Annotated in this window: 5 protein-coding genes; 1 reads left to right on the forward strand and 4 read right to left on the reverse strand. The window is 37.0% G+C overall.

Annotation, left to right across the window (positions count from 1 at the left end):
• Positions 1 to 442: 442 nt before the first annotated feature.
• On the reverse strand, positions 443 to 1198 hold the full coding sequence (locus tag V7Z48_RS13220; protein ID WP_334114079.1) for a hypothetical protein: 756 nt from the start codon (positions 1196 to 1198) through the stop codon (positions 443 to 445).
• 293 nt (positions 1199 to 1491) lie between these two features.
• Entirely contained in the window at positions 1492 to 2697 is a 1206-nt protein-coding gene (gene lysA, locus V7Z48_RS13225; RefSeq protein WP_334114080.1) for a diaminopimelate decarboxylase, read from the reverse strand.
• A 170-nt stretch (positions 2698 to 2867) separates the two neighbouring features.
• Between lysA and sucC the strand changes: the two genes are divergently transcribed.
• Positions 2868 to 4061 (forward strand): ADP-forming succinate--CoA ligase subunit beta, encoded by a 1194-nt coding sequence (gene sucC, locus V7Z48_RS13230; protein WP_334114081.1) that lies wholly within the window; start codon positions 2868 to 2870, stop codon positions 4059 to 4061.
• Positions 4062 to 4150: 89 nt separating this feature from the next.
• Here sucC and V7Z48_RS13235 read toward each other — a convergent pair whose 3' ends face one another.
• Together V7Z48_RS13235 and V7Z48_RS13240 are read right to left on the reverse strand one after the other, a co-directional pair.
• Positions 4151 to 5371, reverse strand: a complete 1221-nt coding sequence (locus V7Z48_RS13235) for a hypothetical protein (protein WP_334114082.1) — start codon at positions 5369 to 5371, stop codon at positions 4151 to 4153.
• Between the two features lie 11 nt (positions 5372 to 5382).
• Positions 5383 to 6725 (reverse strand): M14 family zinc carboxypeptidase (locus tag V7Z48_RS13240; protein ID WP_334114083.1); only part of this gene is annotated, 1343 nt, incomplete at its 5' end.

Consider the following 6725-nt stretch of genomic DNA (forward strand, 5'->3'; position numbering starts at 1 on the left):
ATTTTACACCCTTAAAGGCCATAACATGCCTTTTTACGGCCTCGTCATAATCAAAATTAATACCTATTTGATGTTCGTTTTTATGAAACAACGGTTTTAAAGTAATGATGGTTTTTTGAGCCATACCTAAAGCATTTTGATTATAACAAATTGAATAATAGATTACTAAAATAGTAAAAAAGAAGACTATAACCAACTTATTTTTGAAAAAATCAAGTGCTTTTGCCTAAAAACTAATTAAAAGTCATGCACCCTAAAATGATAATCTCTACAAGATAACACATCCACCAAAAAAACTACCTGATGTCAACTTTTACCAATAACCTTACAAACTACCAACTTTTACAATACATAGTCATAACACCTCAAAAATCCTGAAGTTTTAAGGCGTCATTCCTAAAAAAATCCTGAAGTTCTGTTCTGAACAAAAATTGGACTTGGGCTAATTTTGCCTAATGTCTTCGCAAACCAACAATCTAAAAACATCTTCGGCATGCCATAGTAATTTGGAAATGGCCGCCTCATCTTCGCGCTCAAAACCAATCCATAAATAGGCCATAAGTACACCATCCAAGTCAGGCGTTTTTCCAATGTCAAGTACCAAATCAAGTGTTTCGTCTTCACTGCTTAAAGTGCAAATATCACTGCAAATGGTGAAAAATTCGCCGAGCAAAAAATCAACCCGACTCAGTAAAAATCGTACCTGTATCTTTGAGACTTTTGGATATTGCACTAGTAATTTCGCTGCAGAAAAATTTGGCAGAAGCAGCACGCTTTTTTTTGTATCTATTATACAGGTGTCGGCTAAGACGTCAGCAGACTTACTGCCGGCGTTAAAATCAAAACCTTTTAGCAATTCGCGTGCACGGGCGTTTAATAAACCTCTATAAACACTGCGCATGCCCAAAAACTGTTCATTATTATGTGTTAATACCAACTTAAGCAACCTTAAAAGCCTGCGCTTACTGCCTTTGTCTTTGGTCTGTTTTAATAGACGACCGCCGCTTTTCTCTATCAAAGCCACAGCGCGATTTAACCGTAAACCTTCAATATCATTATCTTTAAATTCATCAACCTTGTTGCCTAAATAAGCACAGTTGTCTCTTTTAATCCTGGCAATAGAGCCCTCTTCAGTCTCATAGGCTTCGTTAGAATCAAAACTGTAAAATATGGTTTCGTTATTTAAAATCCTTGCCAAAACTTATCTAGTTATTGTACTCAGACCTAAAAATAAAAAAAATAAGTTAATTGTCAAAAATACAGTCATGAGCATTTTCTCTTAAGTCACAGAATTTACAAACATTAACTTATAGCAAAACGTATCTTAGTACAAGGCAATCTAAGCTTTATACCATAGATACTCCGTAGATGCTTGCACTTTGCGCCGTATTAAAGCCATAGATCAAAGCAACCTTAACTTTTTTAGAACAATTCTAAATAACCTAGAGTGTGGGTCAATAGCCTTAAAAAAAGCTCATTAATGTCTGAAATTTATAAAGCAATCGCTACCTGATTGTGCATAATATCGTCAAACGTCTCGCGCTTTCTTATTAAATGCACTTTTCCTTGATACCACAATACCTCAGCAGGTCGGTATCGCGAATTGTAATTACTGGCCATGGTAAAGCAGTAAGCGCCTGCGTTTTTAAAGGCCAAAATGTCGCCTTCGGTTATTTCATTGATAAGATGGTTGTTCGCAAAAGTGTCGGTTTCGCAAATGTATCCTACTACCGTGTAAAAACGCTCTTTACCGTTAGGGTTAGAAAGGTTGTAAATTTCGTGCTGTGAGCCATATAACATCGGTCTTATCAAATGATTAAAACCGGAATCTACTTGAGCAAAAACCGTCGAGGTGGTTTGTTTTACCACATTTACCTTGGTTAAAAAGTATCCGGCTTCACTAACCAAAAACTTGCCGGGTTCAAAAGCTAGCGTCAATTCTTTGCCGTATTCTTTACAAAACTGATTAAAACGTTTGGTGAGTTTGGTGCCCAATTCTTCAATATTGGTTTCAATATCTCCGGCCTTGTAAGGTACTTTAAATCCGGAACCAAAGTCGATAAATTCTAAGTTTTCAAAGTTCTTGGCTGTTTCAAATAAAATTTCGCTGGCGTATAAAAAAACATCAATATCTAAGATATCACTACCTGTATGCATGTGAATTCCGTTGATATTCATCTTTGTGTTTTCAACAATGCGTAATATATGCGGAATCTGATGAATTGAAATTCCAAATTTACTGTCGATGTGTCCTACCGAAATATTGCTGTTTCCACCGGCCATCACATGCGGATTGATTCTAATACAAACAGGAACCTTTGGATGTTTGGTGCCAAATTGCTCTAAAATTGACAGGTTATCAATATTGATTTGAACGCCCAATTTGGCGGCAGTTTCAATCTCTTCCAAAGAAACGCCGTTTGGTGTGTATATTATTTTACTCGGCTCAAAACCAGCCGTTAAACCTAATTTTACTTCTTGTATAGAAACAGTATCCAAACCAGCCCCCAGACTGTTAAATAATTTCAACACCGAAATGTTTGAAAGAGCTTTCGCGGCATAATTAAGCCGCAACTGTTTCACCTTACTAAATGCATCGGTTAACCGTTTATACTGAGAATTCATTTTTTCAGCGTTGTAAACATAAACCGGACTCCCAAAGTCCTTTGCAATTTGTAGTAAAGTGTTTGTTTCCATTTTTTAAAATTTATAAGCTGCGAAGCTATAAAGTTATTTTGTTTTAAAAGTTAGTTTTTCCTTAAAAATTACTTGTTGACTCAATAATTTTCAATTTCTTTAAATCAACGTTAAAAATTATTGCTTAAACGTGTAAGTATGGTTATTTTTGCTGAGCAAAATAATTTAGCATGAATCTACACGAATATCAAGGAAAAGAAATATTAAGCAATTTTGGCGTGCGCATACAGCGCGGAATCGTAGCCAAAAGTGCGCAAGATGCAGTAACAGCTGCAAAACAGTTAACAGCCGAAACAGGAACCTCGTGGTATGTTATTAAAGCACAGGTACATGCTGGTGGTCGCGGTAAAGGCGGTGGTGTTAAATTGGCCAAAAATCTTCAAGAAGTTGAAACCGTTGCTGGGAACATTATTGGTATGAATTTGATTACACCACAAACCTCAGCCGAAGGTAAGAAGGTGCATCAAGTTTTAATTGCCGAAGATGTTTACTATCCTGGTGAAAGCGAAACTTCTGAATTTTATATGTCGGTGCTTTTAAACCGAGCCACCGGACGAAACATGATCATGTATTCTACCGAAGGCGGTATGGATATCGAAACCGTTGCCGAGCAAACACCACACTTAATTTTTACTGAAGAAGTTGATCCTGCAACTGGCTTAATGCCATTTCAAGCCAGACGAATCGCTTTTAATTTAGGTTTGTCGGGTACTGCGTTTAAAGAAATGACAAAGTTTGTAACAGCACTTTATACGGCTTATGTGAAATCAGATGCTTCATTATTTGAAATCAACCCAGTTTTAAAAACCAGTGACGATTTAATAATGGCAGTTGATGCCAAAGTTACCATAGACGACAATGCACTTTACAGACATAAGGATTATGTGAATTTAAGAGATTTACGTGAAGAAAACCCCATTGAAGTAGAAGCAGGTGCTTTAGGTCTTAACTATGTTGATTTAGACGGCAACGTTGGATGTATGGTTAACGGAGCCGGTTTAGCAATGGCTACCATGGATTTAATAAAACAAGCAGGCGGTGAGCCAGCAAACTTCCTAGATGTTGGAGGTACAGCCGATGCCGCTAGAGTAGAAGCAGCTTTTAAAATCATTCTAAAAGACCCAGCTGTAAAAGCGATTCTAATCAATATTTTTGGCGGGATTGTACGTTGCGATCGTGTAGCACAAGGAGTTATTGATGCGTATAAAAATATGGGTAACATTAACGTACCAATTATTGTGCGTTTACAAGGCACCAATGCCGATATCGCAAAAGAATTGATTGATAATTCTGGTTTGGACGTAATGAGCGCTACGGAATTTCAAGAAGCTGCGGATAAAGTTCAAGCGGTTTTAGCTGAATAGATTTACAGCATATAAAATTAAAAAGCTCCCGGATTCGGGAGCTTTTTTTGTTTGCTAGTATTCAAAATTTGCTAAATAATTATTGTTCATTAAAACACTATCTGAAACAACAGTTCTCCAGTCGTAATATTATTACCCTGGGCAAAGTCGGTGGTGCTAATCGCGGCTTGTAGTTTTAGATTGTTACCATCAAAATACTTAGTAATACCGAAGGTGTAGTTGTTGAAATCTGCGAGTAAAGAATCTAGGTTATTATCAAATTCAGGTCGCGATTTTTCATATCTAAAATCAAAGCTCAACCCACCAGTTGTAACATATCCGGCTTGGGCTGTGAAACTATCTCCTAAAATTAAAAACTGACTTATTTGTGTGGGTGCTAATATAGTAGAACCGTTAGTGTCTACATATAATCTGTCTAATCCAGAGGCCGCACCGTTTGAGTATTCTAACAGCGCTGAGAATCCTTGGTATTTTAAAAGAACATCTGTGTAGAATTGAGAATAATCCGGTAATGCAATTTGTCCGTTTTGATCGTATAATAAAAAGTTGCCATGGCCTTCACCATTAGGATGACTGGCGCCATTATTTTTGCTCACTGCCGCGCCTACTAATACTTTGAGCTTTTCTTCGCGTTTTAAATCGGCTGTGTATAAATCGTTACCAGGTTTAAAGGCACCAAAAGGATACACATCTAATCTACCACCAATTTTAACGCCTCCGTAATCGGTATCTCTAGAATCGGTACCAAAAGAATTTCTACCATCACCAGAGGTTAAAGAGGCTTTAGGGGCTATAATAATGCCGTTAGCAAGTTCAAAATTAGTTTCAACAAACACACCAAACTCTCTACCAGTATTGCTAAAAGTTCTACTGCTTAAACTTCGGTCGGTGAACTGAAGTCTGTCCTCTCGATACAGCATTTCTCTGTTGTTTACGAAGTTTTGTTTTTGTCCAGCCGAAACGCTTAACCATGAAAACGGATGGTAAGCAATCCAAGCATCTAATAAAGGGTCTCTGCTGCTAAAATCTGTTTGCACCAGAAAACTGATTTTCTCTTTTACAGCAGTTCCGCCAAGCATAAAAAAGGCTCTTTTAGAATTGAACTTATAATCAGAATCACTCCCTTTTACTTTTTCAAACGATATGCTTGGCTGAATAAACCCACTCATGAAAAATTGATAGTCACCGTCATTAAGATTGAAGGTGATGCCTTTTCCTAGCTCGAAATCAGCTGAGTTTTTTGGTTCTTCTTCCTGTGCAATGAGCATTGTGGCGCAAAACATTAGGGAAATACAAATTAGATTTTTCATGGTTCCGTATTTTAATTTGTTTTAGAGAGTCTGTATATTGGTAATTCTTGATTTAATTCGGTTTTCAAAACGCCAAAGCTTATAAAGCTGTTAGGCGCCTCGGGTTCTAATATTTCGTAAAGTAAGGCTGCGTTTTTTTGATTGGAGCTAATTTTAAAGCTGCCCGCAGGTAAGGTAATTTCTTTCTCAATTAATTCGGTTTCTACCGTTTGTAAATTCATCTTTTCGTAAGTGGTTTCGTCTCGGTCATACGATGAAACGATGAAACTTTCAACTTGAAAGGTTTCTGATGCGCTTAGGATTTCAACCGTAAGACCTAATACTTTCAGTTTGTCCACCAATTCTGCTAAATCTTGATGAAGTAAGTAAGCTTCTGGTTTATCTCTTGTAAGTTTAGCTTCAGCTTTTTTGGCATCTCTCATGGTTACAGTCATATCGATAAGCTTGTTTTTATCCAAATCAATCACTGCAATATCCTTCTTAAATGGAGTTCGAGTGGTGGTAACCGTAATATTCTCGTCAGAATTATGTAATTGGGCTTTTTTAATTGAATGTTTTATTAAATCGACGTTGTTGAATGCTGTTTCTAAAAAAGACATTCCTACTAAAAAAGTGGTATTGATACGTCGTTTGAAAGAAGTTCTTCCCAGATTGACACCTCTAACTTCAATTAAAGCCGAAATGGTATTGGTTAGTGCGAAATTGGTAGCACTAGACCTAGCATTGGTAGACCCTACGTTGAAATGAATATCGCCAGCGAACTTAGCAGTAGACATATAATCGTGGTGTCTTAGCTCATGTTTATTCATGGCTTTTCTAGCCTCTTCAACAAATAAGGTATCGATAACAGCTCGTAAATTTGGTGCTACATTGTGATTGCTGCTGTATAAAAACATCACATCGTAAGCCGAAGTAATTCCAAAACTTCCCATTCTAGCATAATCTCTTCTGTATGCGTTGTATTCGTGAAAATCTAAAGCCACTTCCGGATTGAAATTTGTGAAGGCTTGTTTAAGAACTACGCTTTCAGGTGCCATGAGTTTGGTTTGGTCTCTGTTTAAGTCCAAACCATTGGCAGCCAATCTGGCTAGTTTTAAATAACCATCAATATTAGCCATTGGCACGATGGCAAATTCTAACTTATTTAAAAGATGTTTATAGGCGTCATCATTAAGTAATTTGTAAATTAGGTACAACACACCTTCGGTACTTGCCGGTTCATTACCGTGTAAGCCTCCTTGAAACCAAACTTTTACTGTTTCTTCGGAAGGGTTTGTGTTTTTGATATAAACGATAGGAATGTCATAACCTCTCTGACTTTTCCCAATAAATTCAATCCTTACTGAATTTGGGT

The organism is Paucihalobacter sp., assembly GCF_036825875.1.
Lineage (GTDB): Bacteria > Bacteroidota > Bacteroidia > Flavobacteriales > Flavobacteriaceae > Paucihalobacter.

What these genes read in the sequence shown, in the direction of transcription:
- lysA (WP_334114080.1), bottom strand. Translation starts at nt 2,697, where the DNA reads ATGGAAACAAACACTTTACTACAAATTGCAAAGGACTTTGGGAGTCCG.
- sucC (WP_334114081.1), top strand. Translation starts at nt 2,868, where the DNA reads ATGAATCTACACGAATATCAAGGAAAAGAAATATTAAGCAATTTTGGC.
- V7Z48_RS13235 (WP_334114082.1), bottom strand. Translation starts at nt 5,371, where the DNA reads ATGAAAAATCTAATTTGTATTTCCCTAATGTTTTGCGCCACAATGCTC.